The following is a 24,852-nucleotide window of genomic DNA, read 5'->3' as shown; positions in this document are numbered from 1 at the left end:
CTATGCTTTAGCCTCGATAAGTAACAAAAAAGACCGAAACGAGTTATCTCTTTTCGGTCTTTTTTATAATCATAACTCAATAAACCATAAGCTATTAATCAACAGATTTTAGTTCAATCTAAGTAGACGGGACTTCAGTCACGTAATGTAAACCTAAAACCGCACACTGGTTTTTAACTGCTCAACAAAACACGGATTTTTTCTACAGATATTAGCCTCTTTTTGTGCTGCTTTATAATCTTCATCCATACGATGTGCTTTACCAAAACTACGCACTAAAATCGGTTTAATTTTTAACATCGCTTTATTATAAAAATCTTTAATGTCATTCTGACTCAACTTCTCAATAGCTGATATCAATTGCTTATCACTATCAAAGTTAAACTCTTTTGCATTAATTTCAGCCCAATAATGTGATGTACGCTCATTCAAGTTTTTATCTTTTGCTTTTAAGCCTTTAATTAAACCCTCTTTATAATCTGTAAATTGTTCTTGTGTCATTTGAGTAAGTTGCTCATCAAAACCAGTTAGAAATGCAGAGATACGTCGCTCTAACTCTACAGGTCCAGCTTTTGGTGACTGCACTAAAAAGAATAAACCGGGTAAGTCTTCTAACATACGAGAACGACCAGCGACTATATAGCCTAATTGCTGTTCAGTACGGATCGCTTTATAAAAAGGCGCGTTTATTACACGTCCAATTAAAGCAAAATGGGCTCTGCTATCAAGTGATGGATCATCGCTCACATAACTTAATACTAATGATGAATCATTATGATCAACATCGAGCTCTCTTACTAAAGTTGCATCACTCTTATTAAGCTTAACCACTTTCTCAGCGCGCACTTTAGCTTTAGAGCCGGTTAAGTTGAGAGCATACAAATTATTAGCTAGCAGTTCAGACTCTTCTTTTGTCATATTGCCATGTACTAAAGCTTCAATTTCAATTTCGCGATGAAAACCTTCAATATAAGACTTTAGCTCTTCTATATTTACTGCTTCTAATGCTTTTGCTAATTTGCTTGCTGCATATACTTTTGTTCTTTGCACTTGAGATAAAGCAGATAAACTTTGTGAATAAGGACGGTCAAATTTCGCATTATTCCAACTACGTATTAAGCGCGCTTTATGTAATTCAAATGCAGCAGGATCGATTGTTAAATTTCTTATACGCTTATTAATTGTAACTAGTAACTCAACTTGTTTTTCATCATAACCATTTACGCCAAATCCCATACCACGGTTTGTAGACCATAAGTTATAATTTAAACCGGCTTGTTTTGCCGGATAACCAAACTCATTTAAGCTGTCTTTTAATAAAGCATTATATAAAGTATTTTTAGCGCGCGATTCTGCATCTTTGCCTGCTTCATCAGAATAAATTTGAATATTCACAGAAGCTTTAGGAATTTTAAACTCAGTATCTTGCTTATGCCAAAGTTTAAAACCCGGCTTTTCAAAAACAACCTCAGGATTTACAGCATCAGAAGTAATAGTTTTTAATTTAAGATTTTTTGCTATAAATGGATTTTCTTTTGGTAACTTAAGCGCTTCTATTACTTTTGGGTTTTGATATTTATCTAACTCAGCTTGAGTCAGTTTAGCCATTAAATATGGCGTATTATATTCAGCTTGTACTTTATCGGTTTCAAGACCTTTAGCAACACGCGTTTGACGCATGTTTTGCGGCGTTAATAAATTTAGATACTGCTTTACAATTTCAGCTGAAAAATCTTGGTAAATATAATCCGCATTAAGTATATGCTCTGGTGAATAATACTGTAATTGCCCAGATAAATTTTGCACCGTATTTGCTGCTGAGTGTTTTTCTTGAAACTTAAAGCTGGTATCTGCCACAGACTTTAACTCTTCAAAATAAACTGGATTTAGACCTTTAGATGCGATTAACTTTAAATATGCAAACGTCGCCTCTGTTACCGTCTGATAATCAGCTAAGCCTTTTTTAGTAAGGTTCATGCTCACTGTAAATAATTCAAAATCATCAGGACCATAATGATAGGCACCTAAAGATTCAATCAGGCCTTGCTGCTTTAAATAACTAAACAAACTGCCCTCACCTTCATTGCCTAATATATGGCTAATAAATGTCAGTGGTTTTTCTTTATAATGGGCTAATGAGCTTGGTACTGGAAAATTAAGCGTTAAAGTACGTACATCTTTCATCGGCTCAATATCAATGCGTACTGCTAATTGTTCTTCAAGATAAGGTTCAACCGTTTCAGGTTGAGAAATTGAACCATTAGTTGGTACTGCTGAAAACTTTTCCCTAACCCAAGCTTCCAATATATCTAAATCTTCTTTACCAACAACAGATAAAGCCATGCGACTCGCTGAATAATACTTTTTATATTGTGCTTTTAAATCATCAACCAGCTTTGAATCTTCTCTATCCGCTAAAGTATCTAAATTACCAACCGAAAACTGGCTAGCAGGATGTGCTTGATTAGACGTTTCTTTGCGCACCTCTCTAATACGGCGCGCATCATCTTTTATTTTCATCTGATATTCAGAGTGCACTGCATTTTTTTCGCGCTCTACATATTCAGGATCCAAAGTAGGAGAGATAAAGAATTGTGCGAATCTATCTAATGCTTCATTAAAAGCACCCTGATTCACTTCAAAAAAGTAATTGGTATGTTGTTGGCCTGTGCCTGCATTTGACCAGCCACCATTGGCTTTTAAATATTCATCATAACCGCCTACTTTTGGATACTTTTTAGTACCTAAAAACAACATATGCTCTAAAAAGTGAGATAAGCCATGCCTATCTGCAGGGTCGCTCATATGGCCAATATGCACATCTAGTGAGGCTGCAGCTTTATCCGCAGTGACATCTGATACTAACGCAACTTTAAGGCCATTATCTAATTCTATAAAACGGTAGTCTCTTCGGTCATTTTGACTTTTAATAATTTGATTTGATTGCATAGTGCCTTGCTGTGATTGAGAGGTCATATTTGAATTATTAGAACAAGCGGTTAAAACACTTGCTCCTAATGTTGCAGCTATACACAGTGCAACCAATTTAATCTTTTGCTGCTTCATTAACTTCCTCGATAATATTAAATGCATTTAAATACCCAAGTACAACAGGTTATTTAAAGATATAAGCCAACAGATATGATTTGAGATAGCTATTATAAATTAAAGCTAACCTCACCCTAAATTAGCAAACAAATGCTCGCTAAGAAATAGCCTATTTGCTTTTGCTTACAATTAGCAGCTAAATTACTTAACTTTACATCACCTTAGATAATAAAACTGACATTTAGTATAAAAATCACACAAAAAAGATGAAGCCTAAGTCAATTATTGGTATCATGGCCGACTTTTTATCGGGCGATACTGAATTATATGAATCAAGTAGTACAAATCCAAGGCGTTGAGGCTTATCAAGCTCCTCGTTTTCAAGTTTATCAACATAGACAAATCGACAAAATCGAGGCGCTTTCACAGCTTCCTGAGCATCTTAGATTTGAGATGCGCGTTGTTGCAAGCGTTTTTCCTTTTAGGGTGAATAACTTTGTTATTGATGAACTGATTGATTGGCATAAAGTACCTAATGATCCAGTATTTCAGCTAACATTCCCACAACGCGGCATGTTAGATGATGAGTCATATGACTTAATGGCTACCTTATTAAAAACGGATCCAAGCGCTGATCAAATATTAGAATTAGCACAGAAAATCAGAAATAAGTTAAATCCACATCCTGCCGGTCAAATGGATAAAAATGTACCTGAACTTGACGGTGAAACCGTAAATGGTATGCAGCATAAATATAAAGAAACGGTGCTGTTTTTCCCATCTCAAGGCCAGTATTGTCATGCATACTGTACTTTCTGTTTCCGCTGGGCACAGTTTGTAGGTAAAGCAACACGTTTTAATAATCACGATGCCGATGAATTACACCGCTACTTAAAAGAACATACTGAAGTAACTGACTTATTAATGACAGGCGGCGATCCTATGGTTATGCGTACTGGTAAAGTACGTGGATACCTAGAAGAGCTTAAAAAACCAGAGTTTGACCATATTCGCACTATCAGAATTGGTACTAAATCTTTAACTTTCTGGCCACACCGCTATGTAACAGATCCAGATGCCGATGATTTATTAGCGCTAATTAAAGAGTTAGTTGATGCCGGAAAACATGTTTCTTTTATGGCACATATCAACCATATTCAAGAACTAAGATCCCCAGTTACTCTAGAAGCAATAAAACGCATTCGTGCTACGGGTGCACAAATCCGCACACAAGCGCCTTTATTAAACAATATAAATACAGATCCTGAAATGTGGTCTGAAATGTGGAAGCTGCAAACTCAACTAGGCATGATCCCTTATTACATGTTCATTGAACGTGATACGGGCGCTAAACGCTACTTTGAATTGCCACTTTATAAAACGTGGGAAATCTTCCGTGATGCATACCAGAATGTTTCTGGTGTAAGTAGAACAGTGCGTGGTCCATCAATGAGTGCGGGCCCAGGTAAAGTTGAAGTATCTGGTGTAACTGAAATCATGGGTGAAAAAGTATTTGTTTTACGCTTCATTCAAGCACGTAACCCTGATTGGGTTCAGCGTCCATTTTTTGCTAAATATGATGAAAAAGCAACTTGGTTAGACGGCTTAAAACCTGCGTTTGGCGAAGAAAAATTCTTCTGGGAAGATGAATATAACGCGATGTAGTCTAGCGCTATCACTCACATATTAAAAAAGGCTGAATGAACTCAGCCTTTTTTATAAGCTTACTTTTTACAGCTTATTTCTTTTTTGCAAAGCTGTTGATATTCAAATTCAGCTGTTTTGTTCCCTAATTTCATTGCTTCATTAAACCAATGTAATGCCTGAGCATTATCAACTTGAGAACCTTCGCCATCTCTGTACATTTGTGCCAAATTAATTTGTGCCCATGCATCACCTTGCTCAGCTGCTTGTTTAAATAAAGATAAGGCCTCAACAAAGTCATCATTTCGATAGCTTCTAATACCTTCTTGATTTAATGGCGTTGGATTATAACCTTTATAGAGTTTCTCTGGCATAGTCGGACGCACAGCAACGCCACCAAATAAAGTATAATTAAATGGTCTTAATACCCGATAAACAATTTCCTCTTTATAAAGCGCGTTTAATTCAGCAGGTGTTATAAATTGAGTTTTTGTTGGAAAAAAATCATCAAAAACTAAGGTATCTAAGCGTATCGCTTTTATTAAATCTCGCTTTCGTGAGTAAATATAATTACTTATCACAATTTCAATCGCGTCTTTATTAGCGGATATCACTTTAGCAATAACAAATTCAGCTCTTTGGCTTTGCACTTTATTAAAGCGGTTATTATCAATTAAATAAAAATCATATTTCTGAGGGTCATTTAATACATCAAGTTCCTTTGCAATATCTTCTTGGTGGCCTTGCCAGAAATATAAAGCAATAAATAGAACTATTGCAGTACCAATAAATTTATTAAAAATACTCAGTATACTTATCCTATTTTTAGGCGCTTCTAGAGTGGATTTACATACTTTACACTGTGTTTGATAGTGAGTAGAAAATGGAAAAAGAGGTATAAAAGAAAGTTTTACATATTTAAGCTCTGCGTACTGAACTGTATTTCTATCACAACATAATTTTGATTGTGGTGTTTCGATTACTTGCTTGCCGACATCCATAAAAAACATACTGCATCCTAACTAAGCTCTAATTCATCAAGCATTACTTTACACAAATCAATATAATCATGCAGTGTATTTTTCGCCCAATATTGCCTTTTATTAGCACTAGTTTGTATCAAATAATTATTAAACTCCTCAAACCCTATATTTGTATTATTATTTGCATACTCTTTAAAAGCTTCATGAACCGTTTTATGGCCTACCGTCGCTTCACTTATTACAACTTCATATGCTTCTATTAATACGCTTGTGAATTTCAACAATTCAATATTGGGTGTCCCACGTTTCTTAAAGCGCGTAAACCTTTCTAGTAATATCCTTTGCTCCTCTTTAGCGAGTTCAAGTACGACATCAGTTAAATAACGAGTTTCACGATTCACTTTATTATAAAGGGCTTTAGTACGCTCTAATTCTTTACGATAATTTTCACCTCGTACATAGAGTAAAGCCATTACAAATATACCAATAACAATGCCACCCACTAAGGTTATGTTCATAAATTCACTCTATTATTAAATAGTTAATCGTTTAAACATCCATTGTCTGATTTTTACTAAGTATAAGCAGGGAATTACAGTAATGAAATAAAGTCAGATCATATATATTTAATCTGACTTTACTTGGAACGCTTTTTGAAGAATATTATGGTTTTATAGCGGTTACCTCATCTATCACAGACCAACGCTTAACTTTAGGTTTACTACCTTTTCCTAATATCCAATAATCATAGAATTGTTGCACTTTACCATTAGCCTGTTTTATATCTAACCAAGAGTTAAAATAGTTATTTAAATCTAAATGTCGTTTAGAAACAGCAAAGCCAATTGGGTATTTAGTACTCGCATTTTCTGGCACAACAACACCAAATTCAGGATAAAACATAGTCCATGAAAACGCGGCTTCCGCACTTATTACAAGCGCATCATATTGATTTTTTCCTTCAAAAAAATCTCGATAATTATCTATCGTTTTAAAATGTAAACTAGGTTGCTGCCGAGATACTTTTTTCAAAAAAGGTTGATGCTCAACATTAGCAAACAATAAAGACTCATGTTCAAGTATCTTCTCTCTTGAACTAAACTCTTTCATGCGATGATCTTTAGTTACCAGTGCCAATTGCAGCTCTAATACCGGATCTGAATAAGTAACCTTTTCTAAATCTCTTACATTAATTTCTAAACCCGACATCGCAATATCAAAGTAGCCTTTATTTAGATATTGCGCTAACTGATCTTTTTTAAATGGAATAAACTCAACTTTTACTTCTAAGTCTGCAGCTAACTCATGGGCTAAACTAATATCAAAACCAACGAGCTCATGTTTGCGATTAAAATATGAAAAGGGTGCATTTTCAGCAATATAACCAACACGAAGCAACTTACGCTTTTTAATCACTTCGATATTAGTAAGCGACAACTGACCAGCTTCATAGGCTTTAGGCACAAAACTTAACACATCAGCGGGTACTTTTGTTGCCACCTGCATATTAGCGATGATCTCATCTGATGCAGTACCAGACTCACTTAATTTGCTATTAAGCATAAATGCCACGAGCATCAAACTTGGTAAAACTGCACCTACAATACCTAAATTAAATACGGTTTTTACACGTTTAAAACTCAATTCTGAGCGAATATAAAAGATACTTAATAAAGTAAAACTAATGATATAAGCAACCGATGTAGGCGATACAAATTTTGCCGTCAATACCGACATGGCTAAATATAATTGATAAGCATCAGCGGGTACTCTGGCTGCATCTAATAAATAAGGAATAGCAATATGTACATTTGCAAAGTAACTTAGCAATGCAGTTAATGTGAGAGAAGGAACTTCTTCAAAACCGATTTCATGCCCAGTTAACCAAGCTGAAAAAGCAACAAACAGTAATGTTGTTAACTTACCTAAGCTTGGAAAAGTAAATGCGATAGGTACCAATACTTCAGCAACATGATCTGATTGTGCATCTGCGATTTCACGTTTATGCATATAGTCTTTAATGCCTTCAGTGATCACAGGTAGCGTGATGAACACACTGCCCGTAGTAAAGGCGGTGATCAGTGCATTTCGTGCTATGCCAATCACATCTCTATATTTTACTGGTGTCAATGCCGACACTAGCATAGGCAATAATATAAATATTAAAAACAATGCAGTTAATACCACTAATACAAAATAGACTTGTAAGTTATTTATTTGCTCTAAACTAATAGTTCCGGCAGTACTCGCTGTAATTGCAAAAATACCTATCGGGAATATCTTGATCATTTTTTTAGAGATAACCGATAACCCTTCACCTAGTACATCTAAAATATTGAGCAAGCTACTTTTTCGTACATTACCCATTAGTGCCATGCCTAACGCAATACAAAAAACCACTAACGCAGGCACGTTACCTTCAGCCATTGAAGCAAATGGATTTGCAGGTATGTATTGCGCTACAAAATCAATATCGGGACGTGTAGCAACTAAAGCAGACGAGAAAAATGTGCCCGCATCATGATGTGGTAATGTAAATGCAAAACACCAAATAACCACAATACCAATCCCCCATAAGGAGAGCATCACAATCACAGCTTTTAAAATAATGGATTTAACTTGGCTTGGCTCAAATTTACCCAAACCAACGATAAGAGAAACAACAATATATGGGAAAATAGTGATCTGCATAAGCTTAATAAAAGCAGCGCCAATAGGAGACATCCACTGAACTCTTTCACCAAAAATAAGCCCTACTACAATACCTAATATTAAAGCCCATAACATTAAGTTTGCCTTACTTAGGTACGCAAACAGTTTTTTCATTTTAATATTTTCTCTCACCCTAAAATGGCAAGCTTAGCGGAACAAAATCATCTTAACCAGAAAAAATAAAAACAAATTGTTACCCAAAACCAAATAACTAATCTATTGATTTAAATACTTATTCAGCTATTTTTTTAAGAGTATGATAAATAATATATAAATTACCTCTAAGGGTTTGAATCATAGAAAATATTACAAATTACTTGATTATGAGATCATCATTTGAATTTGTATTATTAAGCATAAACATGCCTATTTAGTGCATTTTATTTGTAATTACGTAGATATAAATAAGGGCTATAAAAATAGCCCTTTAATTGAAAAATTTTTAAACTAAAGAACCTAGCTTTTTAATAAAGATTCTAATGTTAATGAGATCATTTCATTAAATGATGTTTCACGCTCTTGTGCGGTTGTTTGTTCGCCCGTGCGAATATGGTCTGATACAGTCAATACACATAATGCATTTACACCATATTCAGTTGCCACTCCATATAAACCAGCTGCTTCCATTTCAACACCTAAAATATCCATTTTTTCCATCACATCAAACATCTGAGGATCAGGTGTATAAAATAAGTCAGCTGAAAATATATTACCTACCTTAACATCTATATTATTTTGCTTTGCAGCATTTACCGCATTCATTAACAAATTAAAGTCAGCAATAGCGGCAAAATCATGATCTTTAAAACGAGTACGATTTACTTTGGAATCTGTACATGCACCCATGCCAATGATCACATCCCTCACCTTGATATCTGGGCTTACGGCACCACAACTACCCACACGAATAATGTTTTTAACACCATACTCTGTAATTAACTCTTTAGCATAAATGGAGCATGATGGAATACCCATGCCAGAACCCATTACTGATACTCTTAATTGTTCACCATTTTTACTCGTGTAATAACCAGTAAAACCAAGCATGTTTCGTACATTATTAACCTGTTTTACATCAGTTAAAAAAGTATCCGCGATATATTTTGCTCTTAGTGGATCGCCTGGAAATAATACTGTTTGGGCAAAATCATCGGAAGCTGCATTGATATGAGGAGTTGTCATCAGCTTCCCTTAGTAACTATTTGATTGAACTTGATGTTCAACTTCTAAAGTTGATAATAAATCAGCTATTAAACTAGATGCGCCAAACCTAAAGTGTCTGGCATTAATCCAATCTGAACCCATGATTTTTACTGCTAAGTCTAAATACTCTTTTGCGTCACTTGCCGTTCTTACGCCACCAGCAGCTTTAAAGCCCACGTTAGGTTTTTTATTTTTAATCACATTAAGCATGATGTCAGCTGATTCTAAAGTAGCATTAATTGATACTTTGCCAGTGCTCGTTTTGATAAAGTCAGCACCGGCATCAATTGACAGCTCACTAGCTAATTTAATTAACTCAGACCTTTTTAGCTCACCTGATTCAATTATTACTTTCAGTAAAACATCATCGCCACAAACTTGTTTACACGCCGATACTAAATCAAAACCTACCTGAGAATTACCAGCCATTAAGGCGCGGTAAGGAAAAACAACATCAACTTCATCAGCACCCAAATCAACTGCTTGCTGTGTTTGTGTAACGGCTTTAGCAACATCATCATTACCATGGGGGAAATTTGTCACTGTAGCTATTTTAATATTTGATGCTTTAAGGCTTTTTAGTGCTTCTTTAGCAGCTGGGATAAATTGCGGGTAAATACAAATTGCGGCAGTTTCACCTACGCTCGTTTTAGCTTGCTGACAAAGTGACGCAACGATTTCATTGGTATCGTTATCGTTTAAGGTTGTTAAATCCATTAATCCAAGTGCAGTTTGTGCAGCAATTTTAAGATCAGACATGAGGTTCTCCAATAGTTTTAAATAACGAACATAGGAGAGAAGATACAAATAACCAAAGATGTTATTTAGAATATAAGAGGACTAATAGTTCACTCTGCTCCTAAGAACGATAAGAGTGGACTTGGTTCCTTGAAGACTTTGCTTATTTATCTCCAAAACTATGGCAAGCAAATTTAAATCCATTTATACCGCATGTTATTTATATAAATTTATGGTAAATATTTAATAACAGCAGCCCTATTAAAATAGATTATTGATCGAGATTCAAGCTTATTAGCTACTTTTAATGATTAAGATCATATTTGTTTTTAATAACTCAAATTCAAATCTATTCATCGTCGATTTCATATTTATTTCTTGCATTCAAACCTTCTTGTACTAGCCTTATATGTGTTACTAGGAATGGTACTTATAATGTAAATACAAGGAGGTTACATGGCTACAGAAAGAAGATTAGATCACATTTCATATAATGATCATTGGCTTAACTTATCAATGGCTCAAAAAGCATCGGTTAACGAATTATCTCGTTTTGGTTTTGATTTAGAATTCGTGCGCGCTTCAGGTGAAGAAAAGCTTGCTTTTGCTAGCTTAGATAATAAGTACGCAAGCATTAATGAAGACGGTGAGATTACAATGAACTCCGACCAGCTGGTCAGAAATTGAACTAGACTTTTAGTGCCATAATAAATATCATACCCCATTAGAATTATCGCAATAATTAATCAGATGAGGGTTATATGACAGCGCTAGCAAAATATAATACAGAAGCATCTATTGAAGAACGTCGGAAACCCAATTACATATCTGATTCTGATGAAATATGGAATATTCTCACTTTAGCGCAAAAAGTCGCCCTTAATAAGTTAAACCAATTTGGTTATCGCTTAGCTTTTACCCGTGCATCAGACGGGACTTACTTAGCCATTGCTATTTGTGACGAAATGATTGCCACGATTGATTTTGAAGGGGAAGTAAACCTTAGCCCTAAAATAAAAATCAGATAGCATATTACTAAACATATCATTTAAAATGAAATTGACTATTTTAATACCCGAAGTCAATTTCATCATGTCAATAATACTAAATATCAGACCAATTCACTTCGCTAGTCAACAATCTACTCTCAGAAATATAATGCAAAATATTACCATTTTTAATTTCATAAGCTAATTCAGGGTTTAAAGTTAAATTATCACCAATACGATTATCAGCAACGCCTAATAAAATCGCATTATGCTGATGTTTAAAATAATGAAAAACCTTTTCAAAATTAAGCGTATTAGATAATTTAGGCACTTCAATACTAAATTGTGTATCGCCAGTAAGTGTAGATAATAGCTCTTCCTGAACACGACTTGAGCCAGGATCTTGCATTGAACGTACTAAAATCTCCGCTGATTTAGAACTGCTGCACTCAACATTAATACAATGCTCTCGAAGCATTTCTATTTTAGTTTCATCAATGAAATAAGCGCAAATATGACTTTCTGCTTTAACAATACGGCTAATACGTAACGCAGTCGTAAAAGTTTGATCGTCATCTTTACCATCTATAATCACTTTATCTGCTTTATCTAAGCCAACACGATTAAGCTGTTCAATATCAGTAAAGCTCGTTAGCTTTGCAAAATCCACTTGTGGATTTTCTATAAATGGATGTGTCATTTCATCCATAACCACCAACAAAATTTGTCTTTGCTCTCGTTTATTATCAGCCAATATATATTGAATCATTTTAGCTGTTCGTGTCTTGTGCCAGCCAAAAATAATAATGTGGCCATCATAATGAGAATAATTTTTATCGCCTGTCATCGCTTTTTTTATCAACTGTGTAATTGTTTGCCCTGTCTTTCCTAGAAAGACCCCAAAAAGTGCCAACCCAATAGGAATTTGCCCAAGTGCAACAAACCACTTTCCTAAGTCTGTTACTGGACTGAAGTCACCATAGCCAACGGTTGAGGTTGTTACTATGTAATAATAAATAAAATGATTAAATGAAATCAGCTCTTTTTCATTCGCCAGCCACAATAAAAGCCAAGTAAAAAGCACATGCGCTAAAACAGCAAATAAAACTGTAGGCCAACTTAACTGGTCTATATGGTTACGAACCTTAGATAAAAACTTTTTAAATAACAAATGCATTGATTCGGTTAGCTTGAATGAGATTAATAGTTAGGCTACTAGAAGAGTTAAAAAGAATCAATTTATTACAATTAATACCATGACAGTTTTCAGTTCACCGACTAGACTAAAAGAGAACTGTTTAAGTAAGTAAAGGCAAACTTAGTGAAAACTAAGGACGCAAAGCTATCGATCTAAGGGTTAGTTTTATTTATTAAGGCCTATGATTGCGATGCCGCCAACGATAACAGGTCGGGGGCTTTTGGCTGCTTCGTTTACTTCTCCTAATATGAAGCAGCCATATTTATACCTCACAATTGAGAGTTATTTAAGCTTAGTTGCTGTAATATATAAAGCGATTTGCTGCTCTAATATAGACAAAGGTACTGAACCATTTTTCAAAATTTGATGGTGGAACTCTCTTACATCAAACTTATCACCTAAACTTTCTTCTGCTTCTTTACGTAAACGCTTAATAGTTAACTCACCAATTTTGTATGATAGTGCTTGTCCAGGCCATGAAATATAACGATCCGTTTCAGTTTTCACATTATGCAAAGACAATGCTGTATTGTCTCTCATGAAATTCATCGCTTGCTCACGACTCCAGCCAAACATATGCATGCCTGTATCAACAACTAGCCTTGCCGCACGCCACATCTCATATGTTAAACGACCAAAGTTACTATAAGGGTCTTGATAAAAGCCTACTTCTAAGCCTAACCACTCAGAATATAAACCCCAGCCTTCACCAAAAGCAGAAATATAAGCATTTTGTCTATAGCTAGGTAGATTTTCTAGTTCACTATTAAGTGAAATCTGTAGATGATGACCCGGTACAGCTTCATGTAAAGTTAACGCTTCTAATACGTATAAAGGGCGTTTATCTAAGCCATATGTATTTACCCAATAATAACCAGGCTGATCATCTCTACTTGGACCGACATAACGACCTGTAGTGTATTTAGGTGCGATACTTGCTGGAACCGGTGCCACACCATACGGAGTGCGTGGTAAGGTATGGAATAATTTAGGTAACTGAGCATCTATTTTTTTAGAAATAAATGAGGCTTCTTTTAATAGTTCTTCAGGTGTTTTTGCATAAAACTGAGGGTCGGTACGTAAAAACTCTACAAACTTAGCAAAGTCACCTTCAAAACCCACTTGTTCTATAATTACCTGCATTTCAGCGCGTATACGTTTAACTTCTTTTAAACCTAACTGATGAATTTCTTTTGGAGACATCTCAGTTGTAGTGTAATGCTTCGCTCTATTGGCATAAAACGACTCACCATTTTCAGTACTTGAAACACCAATTTCATTTCTCGCTGCAGGATAATACTCTTGAGTGAAAAAAGCTTTGTAATCTTGGTAGGCTGGAATCACTTTTGCCTGAATAATTTTTTTAGCTTGTTGCTGTAAAGATGCAAATTCAGCTTTATCTAAATTTGCTTTATTTTCTTTAAATGGTGCATAAAAGCTAGATTGCTCAGGATCATCTTTAATAAAAGTTGTTATCGAATCTTCATAACCAACAAGTACAACTTTAGGTTGTGTAAAGCCAACTTCAATGCCTTTTTTCATCCAAAATATATTTTCAGAGAAATACCTAGGTATATCTGCAAGGCGTTTAAGATATAAATCGTAGCCTTGCTTATTTGAAAAATCCGATCGAGAAGTCAAAAATGACATAGATGAATGAAAACCAAATTCAGAGGTCAATGGCATATAATGCGCATTAAACCGATATTCATCTAATGAATTTTGAACTTGAGCCTTAATAATTGCCAAGTTGATTTTATTATCCGCATTCATTAACTCAGGATCGAGTGAATTTAATTGGGCTAATAACGCTGAGAAGCTTTCATTTTTTGCTTTTAAAAACGCTGGCGATAAATCGGGTAAAAAGTGATTATCAATACCTTCATTAGCACTATAGGTATCGATACTTTTACGGTAATCTACAATTTTTTCAGCTAGCTGAGTAAAACTGTCATTTGGGTTTGATGCAGTCAAATTACAGCCAGTTAAAGCAACCATCAACGCACCAGCGATTAATGTTTTATTAATTATTTTTTTCATCTTCACTCTCAATTATGCTACCAATACATTAAGGCTAACCCAAATAAAAAAGCGAACAAAGAAAAATACGATATAAACCCACATTTTAAGATACAAACACAAAGTGAGGCATAATTACCTAAATAAAGAGCGTGTGGGTTAATAAACTCCCACTTTATTCTGGTTTTATATAATTATTAGCTAAAACTATTCCAATATAATCAAATTTGTTTTCTAATGGTAAAATTACTCATGGATTGAGATTTGTTTTCTTATTTAGCTGAGGAACAGCTACGAATTTTATTGATTGGACAATTATGAAGTACCATGATTCCATGGCTAAAGCGCAAGATAAAATGACTCAGCTTTGCCTATTTTTAGAAGAACATAAACTCGCTCCCCATCCGATTAATTATCATGTGGCATATGCTTATATTTCCGCAGATAATGCAGAGTTAAACCAAGACATAGAGCGTTCCATTGCTAATAAACAGCAACTTGATGATTTTATCCTTGAGAGTTTTTATCAACGCCATTTATCTCAAGAACACAAGTCTCAAGACTTATTAATAAAAGGTGTTACTGAGGTTGTGAATAATATTGAAGCCTCAACAACTGAGGGCAATCAAGCGATAAACCAATATATTGCTCAATTGGATAGTTCTCTTTTATCGATAGATGAAAATAACCTAACACAATCTCGTCAGGTGCTATCGAGTATTATTGATGCCAGTTACAAACTCAAAACATCACAGTTAAAATTACAAGATAATTTACTGCAAGCACAAACAGAAAATAAAAAGACTAAACAGAAACTACTCGCTTTAAAACAAGCAACACATAAAGATCCTTTAACAGGATTATTTAAGCAAAATTACATGGCTGAACAAGCGCAATTATGGATAGATGAAAATAAATCCCTGTGCGCTATCAATATTAGCATAGATGATTTCAATGATTTCAGTCGTAAATACGGCCATATTATTAGTGATGTTGTACTTAATAAAATAGCTTCAAAGGTAAAGTCTTACGTACTCGAAAGCGGTTTACCCGTGAGAACAAAAAAAGAAGAATTTTTAATTATTTTACCTGAAGTAGAGTTAACTGCAGTCACTGAAATAGCAGAAAAAATGCGAAGTGGTGTAGAGAAACTACGCTTTGTCAGTTCAAGAACAGGCCGTAGATTACCCACAATCACAATTTCTATGGGTATTGCTGAAATATCTCCAAGAGAAGAACTTAATAGCTTAACCCATAAGGTACACTCAGCTACTGAGCAAGCAAAACAAGCAGGGAAAAATACAGTGATTCAATTCGCTGACTAATCAAACAAATTTATGAGAACAAAAATCAAACTGTTTTGTTCTCATAACTATCTCTAAATTTTATATTACCTACTCTCAATCATACATCCTATATTGTCCTTAGCCATCAATCTTAGGCTAGCATGGGTATACATAATCAAGTAAACTATCAAAGATAATATCTCTCGCATTTGATAGGGAAAAATGATGAAACAAACTCAAGACAACACCACTCACTTTGGTTATAAAACGATCGACAAGCAAGAGAAGGTTGGCATGGTTGCCGACGTTTTCCATTCTGTTGCTGCAAAATACGATATTATGAACGATTTGATGTCTATGGGTATTCACCGTCTTTGGAAACGTCAAACTATCGCCAGTTCAGGTGTGAGAAAAGGTCATAAGATTTTAGATTTAGCTGGCGGTACCGGCGATCTGACATCTAAGTTTAGCCAAATTACCGGTGAAACGGGTCAAGTTATTTTAGGTGATATTAATGACTCTATGCTTAAAGTCGGTCGTGAAAAATTAAGAGATCAAGGCCGAGTAGGTAACATCGAGTATGTACAATTAAATGCAGAAGCATTACCTTTCCCTGATAACAGCTTTGATATTATTACAATTGCATTTGGTTTACGTAATGTTACTGATAAAGATAAAGCCCTGGCCTCAATGTTTCGCGTATTAAAGCCAGGCGGTCGTTTATTAGTGCTAGAGTTTTCAAAGCCCGACAATGAGCTTTTAACTAAAGTTTATGATTTTTACTCATTCAACGTTTTACCAAAAATAGGCTCTGTTGTGACTAACGACAGTGAGTCATATCAATACTTAGCTGAATCTATCCGTATGCATCCAGATCAAGAAACATTAAAAGGCATGATGGAACAAGTTGGTTTTGAGCAAACAAGCTACCAAAACTTAACTGGCGGCATAGTAGCCCTACATCGTGGTTTTAAATACTAAGCTAAATTTTTAGGCGGGGAAACTCGCCTTTACTTTCTAGGGAATCAATATGCTATCCCAGCTCATTATCGCCTTGATCGAATCAGTGTTAAATCAAGCGATAAAATTATCGCCTCAACTTCACATTAGCTTAAGTGCAATCAAACACAAAACATTACAGCTAAACATTAAAGATTGGCAACAAGCTTTCATCTTATTATATACCGGCGAAAAGTTTATCATTTTAACCACAGATGAAAAACAAGCTGACTGTATTATTTGCGCAAGTATAGACACCTTATTAGAACTTAAAGATCCAGCAAAAATCACCAAATTAATTAGAGAAGGCAAACTTGATTTAGAAGGTGATATTCAATTAGCACAAGCTTATAGCAGCGCATTCTCAAAAATAGAGATAGATTGGCCTGAACAGCTATCTAGTTATCTAGGTGATGGCATGAGCCATAGAGTGACACTTGGTGTTAAAACCTTACATAGCCAACAACAAAAATTAGTAGAGAAACTCAAGTCTACGACAGCACATACATTACAAGACGAACTTAAAGTAGCGATGCACCCTATTGAACTTACCATTTTTAAAAATGACAATAGGCAACTGACCAGTGATCTAGATGTATTAGAACACAGAATTAATATTTTGATGCAAAGCGTTAAATAACTGAATTTGACCACAGAGATACGCTCTCTACTATGAAAGGAAATAGACTTTGCGGATTGCCCGATTATATAAAATAATCCAAACCTTATTGCACTTTGGTTTAGATGAACTAATCCCAAAACATGTTCGCCCTTGGTTTTATACGCCATTGCGCCTTTGCTTTTTTTGGTTGCAAAATAAACATAAAGACAAAAGTCCTGGGCATAGATTACGATTAGCACTACAAAGCTTAGGTCCTGTTTGGATCAAGTTTGGACAAATGCTTTCTACTCGTAGAGATTTGCTATCCGATGATATCGCTAAAGAGCTCGCATTACTGCAAGATCAAGTGTTACCTTTTTCAGGTGAGCAAGCACAAAAATTAATTGAAAACGCATTAGATGTAACTGATATCGCTGACTTATTTGATGACTTTGATATTCAACCGTTAGCATCCGCTTCTATAGCCCAAGTGCACACAGCTAGGCTTAAAGAGCAAGACAGTGAAAGTCATGACATCGTCATTAAAGTGATTCGCCCTGATATTGCGCCTATCATTCATTCAGACCTGAAATTGATGCAAGACCTTGCAGTGCTTGTTAGTAAGTTCATTCCAGACGGTAAACGTTTAAAGCCAATTGAAGTCATTAAAGGCTATAAAAAAACGATTTTAGATGAGCTTGATTTGTTACGGGAAGGCGCGAATGCCATGCAACTTAAGCGTAACTTTGAAGGCTCAGACTCACTTTACGTACCCCATGTTTACAGCGACTACAGCAGAAAAAATATATTAGTAATGGAGCGTATTTATGGTATTCCGGTATCTGATCTTCCCGCATTAGAAGCACAAAATACCAATATGGCTTTGCTTGCTGAACGGGGTGTAGAAGTGTTTTTCACTCAAGTATTTCGTGATAGTTTTTTTCATGCCGATATGCACCCAGGCAATGTATTTGTTTCAAGAGAAACACCTGAGAACCCTAAGTATATTGGCATAGATTGCGGTATTGTTGGCACATTAAATAAAGAAGATAAACGCTATTTAGCAGAGAACTTTATCGCCTTTTTTAATCGTGATTATCAAAAAGTTGCTCAATTACATGTCGATTCAGGCTGGGTGCCAGCCGATACCAGCATTGAAGATTTTGAGTTTGCGATCCGCACAGTATTAGAGCCTATTTTTCAAAAACCACTTGCTGAAATATCATTTGGTCAAGTATTGGTGAACTTATTTAATACCGCGCGACGTTTTAATATGGAAGTACAACCGCAATTAGTATTGCTACAAAAAACATTACTTTATATTGAGGGTCTAGGCCGTCAACTTTATCCACAACTGGATTTGTGGAAAACAGCCAAACCTTTCCTTGAAGAGTGGGTAAAAGAACAAATGGGCCCTATGTCGGTTTTAAAACAAATTAAAACCAACTTTCCATTTTGGGCTGAGAAATTGCCAGAATTGCCTGATCTTATTTATTTGAGTTTAAAGCAGCAAAACAGGCTACAAAATACAGAAAAAAAAGCGCCAGATCAAAAACCCTTAATACTAGCTATGGTATCGTGTACTGGGTTTATTGTTACGACCTTGCTCTTTGTTGCACACAAAGAAATAGAAGCAATTATTACTGGCAGTATTGCCTGCTTTAGTTTTATTGCTGCTTGGCGTAAACTTTAACTTATAAACAGCAAAATTTTGCGTCGTAAAATCTAAACAAATTAAGTTTTTAATATTTTAAGAGGAATGTATTATGGGTTTTGGTGGAATTGGTATTTGGCAGCTATTAATCGTATTAGCCATCATCGTGCTTTTGTTTGGTACAAAGAAGTTAAAAAATATTGGCGGTGATTTAGGCGGTGCAATAAAAGGCTTTAAGAAAGCAGTTTCGGATGAAGATAAAAAAGCAGAAGCTGACTCAATCAATCATCAGGAAAAGCAAGAAAGCACAAACTCTGATGTACAAGCTAAAGAAAAAGATAAGGCCTAACTATGGGCGCTTGGGAACTGGTTATTGTTTTTATCGTGGGTCTAATCGTTTTAGGCCCAGAGCGCTTGCCTGTCGCAATACGCACAGTAAGTCGCTGGATTAAAACAGCCAAGCAATTTGGTCAGTCTGTACAATCTGAGATAAATGAAGAGCTGAGAGTTCATGAGCTTCATAACAACTTAAAAGAGGCTGAAGAGAAAGGCATGAAAAATTTATCGCCAGACCTTCAAAGTTCGCTAGACGAACTAAATCAAGCAGCCCAATCTGTCACCCATAGTTACAAACAAACAGATACAAAAGAACCTAAAAATGACAAATAAGAAAGACGCTTCACAAAGCCAGCCAGGATTTATTGGTCATCTAGTTGAGTTAAGAAATAGACTGGTTCATGCTATTTTGTCTATTTTGGTAATATTTATTGGCTTAGTATATTTTGCCAATGACATTTACAGCTTTGTTGCAGAGCCTTTGATTTCGACCTTACCACAAGGTACGAGCATGATAGCAACAGATGTGACTTCGCCATTTTTTGCCCCTTTTAAACTTACACTGTTTGTGTCACTTTTTTTAGCTTTTCCATTTATTTTGCATCAAATTTGGGGTTTTATCGCACCAGGTTTATACAAAAATGAAAAGCGCATGCTGATACCAGTGCTAATTTCAAGCATTTTACTCTTTTACTCAGGTATCGCCTTTTGTTACTTCATCGTTCTGCCTATTATTCTTGGTTTTTTTACAGGGGTAGGTCCAGATATGATGACTTTAAGCCCTGATATAAGCAGCTATTTAGGGTTTGTTTTAAAATTATTTTTTGCATTTGGCATAACATTCGAAATTCCTGTAGCAATTATGTTACTGTGTTGGAGTGGTGCAACTGATGTACAAAGCTTAAAAGAAAAACGCCCATACATAGTTGTTGGCGCTTTTGTTGTAGCGATGTTTTTAACACCACCAGATATTTTATCTCAAACATTACTAGCGATTCCAATGCTCGCGTTATTTGAGTTAGGCCTAATTTTGGCGTCATTTAGTAGTAAAAAACAAGAACCGACAGAACAAGAGAATTAAATGAAAAAACTAACATTATCATTATTAGTGCTATTATCAGCTAACAGCTTCGCTCAAGATATCAATACTCAAGCATTAAAAGCTTGTAGTATGATTGAAAATGACTTTAAAAGACTTGTGTGTTATGACCAAATAATTGCAGGGAAAAGCATTGATATATCAACTGCTAAAACCCCAGTCATGGTTGAACAAAGCAAAGCTATAAATAAAGAAGAAAAGTTTGGCTTAGAGCATAAAAATATCTCTGCTAACTCAGACTCAGAGCAAATAGCACTCGTTAAAAAAGTAAAAAAAGCCCCTCATGGAGAGCTTGTTATTACACTTGCTAACGGTCAAGTTTGGCGTCAAATAGGCACCGATAATTTTAGAGTTAAAGCCGATAATGAAGTGACAATTATGCGCGGTGCTTTAAATTCATTTTTACTGAAGAAAATGGGTTCAAATAAAACAATCCGAGTTAAACGTGTAAAATAAGCCCAATTCGGCAAAAAGGAATGAGTATGCCAAAATATTTGCTTGCCACATTGTTTATACTGTTATCTTTTTTACAATCAAACAGTTTATGGGCAAGCAATATTGATATCAATGCACAGTTTAGTTACCAACACCCTATCAATTATTTATACACCACCTCTGAAAACTCTATTGAATCAGCTCAATTAAAACAAGAACATCTATGGCAAAAATCTCTAGATGGGCGGTTAAATTTAGGCCTGCAAAGTAAAGCAGTATGGATGAAATTCAATTTAACGAATAATACTGATGAGATAAAAAAATTATTTGTAGTACTAAGCAACCCGTTAATTGATAAGCTTTCTCTTTATCAGATCACAAATAAAACGGTAATTCAGCATCATACTATTGGCGATACTCAACCGCTATCAAGCCGAGTAATTAAAGATGAAGCTTTATTATTTAGCATATCTTTAGCTGCTAATAGTAGTAATAGCATTTACTTAAAAGCCCAAAGCAAAGGCGCTTTAAAACTTCCTCTTAGCATATGGACACCTGAGCGATATGTGCAATATAAAAGTAAACTAAACTTACTAACTGGTCTACTTTTAGGTTTTTTATTAGCATTAATAATAAGTAATTTCCTCATCAGCATGTTGACTAAAAACAGTTTATTTTTAATGGGCAGTTTATATATTACTTGTCTTTGGGCTATATTGACTGGATATTTTGGACTCAGTTATCGCTACTTCAACTTTGATGCTTTCTGGTTACAACAAATAAATATATCAGCCTTATTTTTATGCGCTGTTACACTATTAAATCCAATTACTTCCAAATTATTAAAACTAGCCCAGGCAGATAAACTCCAATTCAAAATATTGAGCATTTCCTTTAGTTTAACTTTCATTATGATCTTCTTGAGCCCTTTGTTTAGTTATTCAAACAGCTTAATAATGAGCTTCACCATAGGTTTAATTAATATGAGTGTTTGCTTAGTGATTACAAGTTTTCATATCATAAAAAAAGCAAAATATGCCAAAACTGTATTCGCCTATCAACTACCTATTTTCTTAACTTTGCTGCATGGTATTCTATTATTTAATGGGCATATATTTTCAGCCATAACAATAAAGTCAATTTTGATTGTTTGTTTCTTAATGAGTAGTTTTATTGTTTCCTATTTATTAATTGTTCAATTTATTACGCAACGGGATGAAAAGGCGCAGCAACAGCACCAATTAATTGCTGAAGTAAGAGCGAAAGATGGATTATTAGAAGAAAAATTAAAAATCCAAAATCAAGCTCAGCAAGATCTTGAATCAAAAATTCAAGAGCGTACTTTTGAACTCGAAATAACCCTTAGAGAACTAGAAGAAAAAAATAGAGAATTAGAAGAGAAAAATACTCACGATGCATTAACGGGCATCCGTAATAGGCTCTACTTTGACAAAAAACTCGCAATGGAATTTAGACGCTCTCGAAGAGAGCAAACATCGTTAGCCATTTTAATGTTAGATATTGATCACTTTAAAATTATTAACGATTCTCTTGGGCATTTAGCTGGCGATGAAGCGATTAAGTTTGTCGCAAGTACCATAAAAGGATGCCTTCAACGCCCTTGTGACGAAGCATGTCGGTATGGTGGTGAAGAGTTTGCAATCATTTTACCTAACACTCCGACCGATGGCGCTATCGCAGTTGCAGAGTCTATAAGAGAGAATATTGAAAAAGCCAAAATACATACATCTGCAGGTATAATAGAGATGACGATTAGCGCAGGAGTGTATAGTGCGATTGCAAAGCTAAATCAAGATCCAAATCAACACACTGCGTTAGCAGATAAAGCATTATATCAAGCAAAAGAAACTGGTCGAAATAAAATATCATCAACCTCAGAACAGTTTTTAACAACAGATAATCCACAATAGGTAATACACATGGCACAATCAGGTTTAGATTTATTCCCATATTCACGCATGCGCAGAATGCGACGAGATGACTTTTCACGTAGTTTAATGAGTGAAAATACTTTAACAGTTAAAGATCTGATATATCCTGTTTTTGTATTGGAAGGAAAAAATCGCCGTGAGGCTATCGAATCAATGCCTGGTATTGAACGTATTTCAATTGATTTACTAATCGAAGAAGCCAAGCAACTATCTCAGCTAGGCGTACCGGCTATTGCTATCTTCCCCGTTACACCAAGTGATAAAAAGTCACTTTTAGCCGAAGAAGCTTATAATCCTGATGGGTTAGCTCAAAGGACCGTTCGTGCATTAAAAGCTGAAGTACCTGAGATTGGCGTGATCACAGATGTGGCACTAGACCCTTTCACTGTACACGGTCAAGATGGCATTATTGATGAGCAAAGTTATGTAATTAATGATGTGACAACTGAGATATTAATCAAACAAGCGCTTTCACATGCTCAAGCTGGAGCAGATGTTGTAGCGCCATCAGATATGATGGATGGAAGAATTGGTGCAATACGTGAAGCACTAGAAGAAGCTGGCTATATACATACACGCATTATGGCTTATTCCGCAAAATACGCATCAAGTTACTACGGACCATTTAGAGATGCGGTAGGCTCTGCTGGCAATCTTAAAGGTGCAGATAAGAAAACCTACCAAATGGATCCTGCAAACTCAGATGAGGCCTTAAGAGAAGTCGCATTAGACTTACAAGAAGGTGCTGACATGGTTATGGTGAAGCCAGGTATGCCATACCTTGATATTGTACGTCGTGTTAAAGATGAATTTGGCGTACCCACTTTTGCCTACCAAGTAAGTGGGGAATATGCGATGCATATGGCTGCAATTCAAAATGGCTGGTTAGCTGAAAGACCTTGTATTATGGAATCTTTATTAGCATTTAAACGTGCAGGTGCTGATGGCATCTTAACTTATTTCACTAAACAAGTTGCTATTTGGTTAAACGAAAAGAAATAAACTAAACAACGCTCCATACTTATTTCTCCGTAACTATTCAGATACCATGTTACGGAGAGCCTAAATTTTTATTTCATGATAAAGCAAAGATCAAACCATAACATATGCAGCAAATAGCAATGCATATCCCAGCCTTCATCATATAAAAACTTCTGATCTGATTTTTAAACCAAAAGTCATAAAAAAACCGAACAAAATACGTTGCTGTCATACCAAAAAATGCAAACAATAAAATATAAATAAAATTTAAAATCACATCACACCATTCAATTAAAATACATATATTGGAAACTTATAATCACATTTAATATGATACAGTTAAATATATTTTTCAAATAGGCCTTTTTCCATGAATTTAAAACATCTTAGCTTAGTGCTACCATTTGCTTTTGCTTTAACCGCTTGTCAAGATGAGCAAAAAGCACCAGCTGAAGCAGTAGATAAAACACCAACTACCCAAGTGGATAATCACCATAAAGAAAAACTTGGAGCTATTACTGCTGGAAGCTTAAATGAAAAAAAATCAGAACTTCAGGCTTTCATAGCTAATAAAGAGTGTGATACTTCAAATCAATGCCAAGTAATCGCAGTTGGCAGCAGAGCATGTGGTGGTCCAAGCCAATATGCTATTTACTCAAATAAGGTGGTAGATTCAGATAAAGTACAAACTTTAGCAGCTAAAATTACAGTTGCTGAAAAAGTTTTTAATGAAAAAAATAAAATGATGAGTATTTGTCAGCACCTAGAAGAACCCGCTGCACAATGTATAAATAATCTATGTACAAAAAGCGTAAAAAATGGTGATATTTATTAGCTTAAAATGAAAGCTAGGTGTTTTCTATAAGTTACGGGGCGTACTTCTCCTAAGCTGTATTTAAGCTCACAACATCAAATTTCAGGTATTAAAAAAGGCCGCATAAGCGACCTTTTTTGATAACAATTAGAATTAACTAA

22 protein-coding genes and 1 riboswitch are annotated in these 24,852 nt (G+C 35.2%); of the genes, 14 read left to right on the top strand and 8 right to left on the bottom strand.

The window, feature by feature from the left end:
• Positions 1-153: 153 nt before the first annotated feature.
• Complete coding sequence (locus KO527_RS17455; RefSeq protein WP_216041566.1) at positions 154-3,066, bottom strand: insulinase family protein; 2,913 nt, start codon at positions 3,064-3,066, stop codon at positions 154-156.
• A 309-nt stretch (positions 3,067-3,375) separates the two neighbouring features.
• Between KO527_RS17455 and KO527_RS17450 the strand changes: the two genes are divergently transcribed.
• Positions 3,376-4,713 (top strand): lysine 2,3-aminomutase, encoded by a 1,338-nt coding sequence (locus KO527_RS17450; protein ID WP_216041565.1) that lies wholly within the window; start codon positions 3,376-3,378, stop codon positions 4,711-4,713.
• 59 nt (positions 4,714-4,772) lie between these two features.
• Here KO527_RS17450 and KO527_RS17445 read toward each other — a convergent pair whose 3' ends face one another.
• From KO527_RS17445 to deoC, 5 genes are all read right to left on the bottom strand, one after another.
• Positions 4,773-5,702: a tetratricopeptide repeat protein gene (locus tag KO527_RS17445; protein ID WP_216041564.1), complete on the bottom strand. Its 930-nt coding sequence runs from the start codon at positions 5,700-5,702 to the stop codon at positions 4,773-4,775.
• An 8-nt stretch (positions 5,703-5,710) separates the two neighbouring features.
• Positions 5,711-6,193 (bottom strand): hypothetical protein, encoded by a 483-nt coding sequence (locus tag KO527_RS17440; protein WP_216041563.1) that lies wholly within the window; start codon positions 6,191-6,193, stop codon positions 5,711-5,713.
• 145 nt (positions 6,194-6,338) lie between these two features.
• On the bottom strand, positions 6,339-8,501 hold the full coding sequence (locus KO527_RS17435) for a cation:dicarboxylase symporter family transporter (RefSeq protein ID WP_216041562.1): 2,163 nt from the start codon (positions 8,499-8,501) through the stop codon (positions 6,339-6,341).
• A gap of 342 nt (positions 8,502-8,843) precedes the next feature.
• Entirely contained in the window at positions 8,844-9,569 is a 726-nt protein-coding gene (gene deoD, locus KO527_RS17430) for a purine-nucleoside phosphorylase (protein ID WP_216041561.1), read from the bottom strand.
• Between the two features lie 9 nt (positions 9,570-9,578).
• Entirely contained in the window at positions 9,579-10,349 is a 771-nt protein-coding gene (deoC, locus tag KO527_RS17425; RefSeq protein WP_216041560.1) for a deoxyribose-phosphate aldolase, read from the bottom strand.
• A gap of 435 nt (positions 10,350-10,784) precedes the next feature.
• On the opposite strand from deoC, the gene KO527_RS17420 reads away from it, so the two are divergent.
• Together KO527_RS17420 and KO527_RS17415 are read left to right on the top strand one after the other, a co-directional pair.
• Complete coding sequence (locus tag KO527_RS17420; protein ID WP_216041559.1) at positions 10,785-11,015, top strand: hypothetical protein; 231 nt, start codon at positions 10,785-10,787, stop codon at positions 11,013-11,015.
• 74 nt (positions 11,016-11,089) lie between these two features.
• Complete coding sequence (locus KO527_RS17415; protein WP_216041558.1) at positions 11,090-11,356, top strand: acyl-homoserine-lactone synthase; 267 nt, start codon at positions 11,090-11,092, stop codon at positions 11,354-11,356.
• Positions 11,357-11,432: 76 nt separating this feature from the next.
• On the opposite strand, the gene KO527_RS17410 is transcribed toward KO527_RS17415, so the two are convergent.
• Together KO527_RS17410 and KO527_RS17405 are read right to left on the bottom strand one after the other, a co-directional pair.
• Complete coding sequence (locus tag KO527_RS17410) at positions 11,433-12,494, bottom strand: potassium channel family protein (RefSeq protein ID WP_216041557.1); 1,062 nt, start codon at positions 12,492-12,494, stop codon at positions 11,433-11,435.
• Between the two features lie 124 nt (positions 12,495-12,618).
• A riboswitch (cyclic di-GMP riboswitch) is annotated at positions 12,619-12,716 on the top strand.
• Between the two features lie 81 nt (positions 12,717-12,797).
• On the bottom strand, positions 12,798-14,555 hold the full coding sequence (locus tag KO527_RS17405) for a DUF885 domain-containing protein (protein WP_216041556.1): 1,758 nt from the start codon (positions 14,553-14,555) through the stop codon (positions 12,798-12,800).
• Positions 14,556-14,851: 296 nt separating this feature from the next.
• Here KO527_RS17405 and KO527_RS17400 point away from each other — a divergent pair, with 296 nt between their 5' ends.
• The 11 genes from KO527_RS17400 (at position 14,852) to KO527_RS17350 (ending at position 24,712) form a co-directional block, all read left to right on the top strand.
• The gene (locus KO527_RS17400) at positions 14,852-15,859 is read left to right on the top strand and encodes a diguanylate cyclase (protein WP_252733850.1); all 1,008 of its coding nucleotides are present in this window, start codon (positions 14,852-14,854) and stop codon (positions 15,857-15,859) included.
• 186 nt (positions 15,860-16,045) lie between these two features.
• Positions 16,046-16,801, top strand: a complete 756-nt coding sequence (gene ubiE / locus KO527_RS17395; RefSeq protein WP_216041555.1) for a bifunctional demethylmenaquinone methyltransferase/2-methoxy-6-polyprenyl-1,4-benzoquinol methylase UbiE — start codon at positions 16,046-16,048, stop codon at positions 16,799-16,801.
• 49 nt (positions 16,802-16,850) lie between these two features.
• Positions 16,851-17,459, top strand: a complete 609-nt coding sequence (locus tag KO527_RS17390; protein WP_216041554.1) for an SCP2 sterol-binding domain-containing protein — start codon at positions 16,851-16,853, stop codon at positions 17,457-17,459.
• Between the two features lie 49 nt (positions 17,460-17,508).
• The gene (ubiB, locus tag KO527_RS17385; RefSeq protein ID WP_216041553.1) at positions 17,509-19,113 is read left to right on the top strand and encodes a ubiquinone biosynthesis regulatory protein kinase UbiB; all 1,605 of its coding nucleotides are present in this window, start codon (positions 17,509-17,511) and stop codon (positions 19,111-19,113) included.
• 73 nt (positions 19,114-19,186) lie between these two features.
• Positions 19,187-19,423: a Sec-independent protein translocase subunit TatA gene (tatA, locus tag KO527_RS17380; protein ID WP_216041552.1), complete on the top strand. Its 237-nt coding sequence runs from the start codon at positions 19,187-19,189 to the stop codon at positions 19,421-19,423.
• 2 nt (positions 19,424-19,425) lie between these two features.
• The gene (gene tatB / locus KO527_RS17375) at positions 19,426-19,743 is read left to right on the top strand and encodes a Sec-independent protein translocase protein TatB (RefSeq protein ID WP_216041551.1); all 318 of its coding nucleotides are present in this window, start codon (positions 19,426-19,428) and stop codon (positions 19,741-19,743) included.
• Positions 19,733-20,491, top strand: a complete 759-nt coding sequence (gene tatC, locus KO527_RS17370; protein WP_216041550.1) for a twin-arginine translocase subunit TatC — start codon at positions 19,733-19,735, stop codon at positions 20,489-20,491. The genes tatB and tatC overlap by 11 nt, the downstream gene beginning before the upstream one ends.
• A complete protein-coding gene (locus KO527_RS17365) occupies positions 20,492-20,965 on the top strand; it encodes a hypothetical protein (protein ID WP_216041549.1) in 474 nt (157 codons plus the stop codon). It abuts the gene before it with no gap.
• Positions 20,966-20,991: 26 nt separating this feature from the next.
• Entirely contained in the window at positions 20,992-22,875 is a 1,884-nt protein-coding gene (locus KO527_RS17360; protein WP_216041548.1) for a diguanylate cyclase, read from the top strand.
• 9 nt (positions 22,876-22,884) lie between these two features.
• Positions 22,885-23,898 carry a porphobilinogen synthase gene (gene hemB, locus KO527_RS17355; RefSeq protein WP_216041547.1) on the top strand — a complete coding sequence of 338 codons (1,014 nt, stop codon included), beginning with the start codon at positions 22,885-22,887 and terminating at the stop codon, positions 23,896-23,898.
• 349 nt (positions 23,899-24,247) lie between these two features.
• Complete coding sequence (locus tag KO527_RS17350) at positions 24,248-24,712, top strand: hypothetical protein (RefSeq protein ID WP_216041546.1); 465 nt, start codon at positions 24,248-24,250, stop codon at positions 24,710-24,712.
• The last annotated feature ends 140 nt before the right edge of the window (positions 24,713-24,852 follow it).

Source organism: Pseudoalteromonas sp. C2R02, from assembly GCF_018860845.1.
In the GTDB taxonomy this organism is placed as follows: Bacteria; Pseudomonadota; Gammaproteobacteria; order Enterobacterales; family Alteromonadaceae; genus Pseudoalteromonas.
This window is presented reverse-complemented; position numbering and strand designations above follow the sequence as displayed.